Origin of the sequence: Streptomyces sp. NPDC059853, from assembly GCF_042731495.1 — a bacterium.
Lineage (GTDB): Bacteria > Actinomycetota > Actinomycetes > Streptomycetales > Streptomycetaceae > Streptomyces.
This window is the reverse complement of record NZ_JBHWJL010000412.1, coordinates 1-3,534: the sequence shown is the minus strand read 5'-3', so window position 1 is coordinate 3,534 and position 3,534 is coordinate 1. Positions and strand designations below refer to the sequence as shown.

3 protein-coding genes are annotated in these 3,534 nt (G+C 74.8%); all 3 read left to right on the top strand.

From position 1 onward, the window contains the following. The first annotated feature begins 230 nt into the window (after positions 1-230). The 3 genes from ACFV5N_RS25925 to ACFV5N_RS25915 all read left to right on the top strand — a co-directional run bounded on the left by ACFV5N_RS25925 (position 231) and on the right by ACFV5N_RS25915 (position 3,473). Positions 231-1,082 (top strand): GNAT family N-acetyltransferase, encoded by an 852-nt coding sequence (locus tag ACFV5N_RS25925; RefSeq protein WP_385604402.1) that lies wholly within the window; start codon positions 231-233, stop codon positions 1,080-1,082. A gap of 24 nt (positions 1,083-1,106) precedes the next feature. Then, a complete protein-coding gene (locus ACFV5N_RS25920; RefSeq protein WP_385604399.1) occupies positions 1,107-1,676 on the top strand; it encodes a GNAT family N-acetyltransferase in 570 nt (189 codons plus the stop codon). A gap of 84 nt (positions 1,677-1,760) precedes the next feature. Continuing rightward, positions 1,761-3,473 (top strand): proline--tRNA ligase, encoded by a 1,713-nt coding sequence (locus ACFV5N_RS25915; protein ID WP_385604396.1) that lies wholly within the window; start codon positions 1,761-1,763, stop codon positions 3,471-3,473. Positions 3,474-3,534: the final 61 nt, after the last annotated feature.

The window sequence follows — 3,534 nt, the reverse complement described above, 5'->3', positions numbered from 1 at the left end:
GCCCCGGGGGGCGCCCCCCCCCGCCGCGCCCCCCCCCCCCGCCCCCCCCGCCCCCGCGGGGGGGGGGGGCGCCGCGGCCGTCCCGGCACCGCGCCGACGGCGACGGCGCGGCCCCCGGGCGCGGGCACAACCTCCCCACCCGCCCTCCGCACCCCGTACGGCGGGCGGCGGCGCCACCCGGGCGGTACAGTGCGCGGACACCCGCCCGCCGCTCACCTCCAAGGCCCCCCGTGCTCACCACGCCCGCCACCCGCCCGCTCGACCCGGGCGAGCTGGACGACGCCCTGGCCCTCCTCGCCCGGGAACCCCTCGCGAGCGCGTTCGTCACCGCGCGGGTCATCGAATCCGGCCTCGACCCCCGGCTCCTCGGCGGCGAGCTGTGGGGCTGGTACCACCGGGGCCGGCTGCGCTCCCTGTGCTTCTCCGGCGCCAACCTCGTCCCCCTGCACGCCGGCCCCGCCGCCCTGCGCGCCTTCGCCGAACGCGCCCTGGCCGAGGGACGCCGCTGCACCTCCATCGTCGGCCCCGCCCCCGCCACCGCCGCCCTGTGGGCCCACCTCGAACCGCACTGGGGCCCCGCCCGCGCCGTCCGCGCCCACCAGCCGCTCATGGCCACCAGCACCCCGCCGCCGCCCGGCATCACCCCCGACCCCCTGGTGCGCCCCATGCGCAAGGACGAGATGGACCTGGTGCTCCCCGCCGCCATCGCCATGTTCACCGAGGAGGTCGGCGTCTCCCCGCTCGACGCCGAGGACGGCGGCCTCGCCTACCAGTCCCGGGTCGCCGAGACGGTCGGCACCGGCCGCTGCTTCGCCCGCGTCGAGGACGGCCGGATCGTCTTCAAGGCCGAGATCGGCGCCGTCACCCCGCACACCTGCCAGCTCACCGGCGTGTGGACCGCCCCCGACCGCCGCCGTACCGGGCTCGCCGCCGCCGGCCTCGCCACCGTCGTCCGCACCGCCCTCACCACCTGGGCCCCCGTCGTCAGCCTCTACGTCAACGACTACAACGCCCCCGCCCTCGCCCTCTACCGCCGCCTCGGCTTCACCACGGCGGGCGCGCTGATGAGCGTGCTGTTCTGACCCGGGCGCGTTAGCCTCCCCGGCATGACACCATCCGCCTCGGGGACCGCGCCCGACGCCCAGGACATCGCCGTCGGACCCATCGATCTGACGGCCAGGGTGGACGAAGCCCTCGCCGTCCAGGCCCAGGCGTTCGGACTGACCCCCGGGGAGATCGCGGTCCGCCGCCACATCGTGCTCCGCCACCTCGCCCACCCCGGCGCCCGTGCGCTGGGCGCCGTCCACACCGCCACCGGAGCGCTCGCCGGCTTCGTCTACGGCATGCCCAACGACCGCAGCCAGTGGTGGTCCACCGTCGTCGAGCCGTATCTGCGCCGCGCCGGGCACGACGCGTGGCTCGACGGCTCCTTCACCATCACCGAACTGCACGTCCTCCCCGCTTACCAGGGCCGCGGCATAGGCACCCGCCTCATCACCGGCATCACCGACACCGCGGAGGAACCCCGCTCCATCCTCTCCGCCATCGACATCGAGAGCCCCGCCCGTCGCCTCTACCGGCGGCTCGGCTACCGCGACCTGGCCCGCCGCGTCCACTTCCCCTCCGCCGCCAGCCCCTACGCCGTGATGGGCGCCGACCTGCCGCTGCGCCGCTGACCCCGGCTCCGCTTGGCGCACCGGGCCGCCGACCCGCTACTCTCGGGCCCAATCGCTCATCCCACGCAGGAGTCACGAATCCCCATGGCAGCCCGAGTTCAGCGCCTGTCCCGATCCATGCTCAAGACGCTGCGGGACGCCCCGGCCGACGCGGAGACGACCAACCACCGGCTGCTGGTGCGCGCCGGGTACGTACGCCGCACCGCCGCCGGCATCTGGAGCTGGCTGCCGCTCGGCAAGCAGGTCCTGGAGAACGTCTCCCGCGTGGTCCGCGAGGAGATGGACGCCATCGGCGCCCAGGAGGTCCTGCTGCCGGCGCTGCTGCCCAAGGAGCCCTACGAGGTCACCGGCCGGTACGAGGAGTACGGTGACCTGCTCTTCCGGCTGCGCGACCGCAAGGGCGCCGAGTATCTGCTCGGCCCCACCCACGAGGAGATCTTCACCCAGCTGGTCCAGGACCAGTGCACCTCGTACAAGGACCTGCCGGTCGTCCTGTACCAGATCCAGACCAAGTACCGGGACGAGGCCCGCCCCCGGGCCGGCATCCTGCGCGGGCGCGAGTTCCAGATGAAGGACTCGTACTCCTTCGACACCACCGACGAGGGTCTGGCCGAGTCCTACCGGCTGCACCGCGAGGCGTACATCAAGATCTTCACCCGCCTCGGCCTCGACTACCGCATCGTCTCCGCGATCTCCGGCGCGATGGGCGGCTCCGCCTCGGAGGAGTTCCTGGCCCCCGCGGCGGCCGGCGAGGACACCTTCGCCGACTGCCCGGCCTGCGGCTACGCCGCCAACACCGAGGCCGTCAGCTTCGCGCTGACCCCGGTCGAGGGCGTGGACCACCCCGGGATCGAAGAGGTGGACACCCCCGACACCCCGACCATCGAGACGCTGGCCGCGCAGCTGGACGTGCCCGCCTCCGCCACGCTGAAGAACCTGCTCATCACCATCGACGGCGAGATCGCGGCCGTCGGTGTCCCCGGCGACCGGGAGGTGGACCTCGGCAAGCTGTCCGAGGCACTGGCCCCGGCGGTCGTCGACCTGGTGACCGCCGAGGACTTCGCGCGGCGTCCCGACCTCGTCCGCGGTTACGTCGGCCCGCAGGGCATGGCGGGCAAGGCCTTCCGCTACCTCGCCGACCCCCGGGTCGCCCCGGGCACCTCCTGGGTCACCGGCGCCAACAAGCCCGGCGTCCACGCCCGCAACGTGGTCGCCGGCCGGGACTTCGAGGTCGACCAGTACCTGGACGTCGTCGTCGTCGAGCCCGGCGACCCGTGCCCGAACTGCGGCTCCGGTCTGAACCTGGACCGCGCGATCGAGATCGGCCACATCTTCCAGCTCGGCCGCAAGTACGCGGACGCCTTCGGCCTGGAGGTGCTGGGCCGCGAGGGCAAGCCGGTGCGGGTGACGATGGGCTCCTACGGCATCGGCGTCTCGCGCGCCGTTGCGGCGCTGGCCGAGCAGACGGCGGACGAGCACGGCCTGTGCTGGCCGCGCGAGATCGCCCCGGCCGACGTGCACGTGGTGGCGGCGGGCAAGGCGGTGCAGACGGAACTGGCCGGCGAGATCGCCGACCGCCTCGGCGCCGCGGACGTCCGCGTCCTGCTGGACGACCGCGCGGGTGTGTCGCCGGGCGTGAAGTTCACCGACGCCGAGCTGATCGGCGTCCCGACGATCCTGATCGTGGGCCGCGGCGCCGCCGAGGGCCGCGTGGAGCTGAAGGACCGCCGCACCGGCGAGCGCGAGGACCTGACGGTGGACGAGGCGATCACCCGCCTGACCGCGCAGCCGAGCTGACCCCCCGGGCCCCGTCCCGCTCCCGCCCGGAAACGCCCGCCACGCCGCCCCGCCGAGGGGC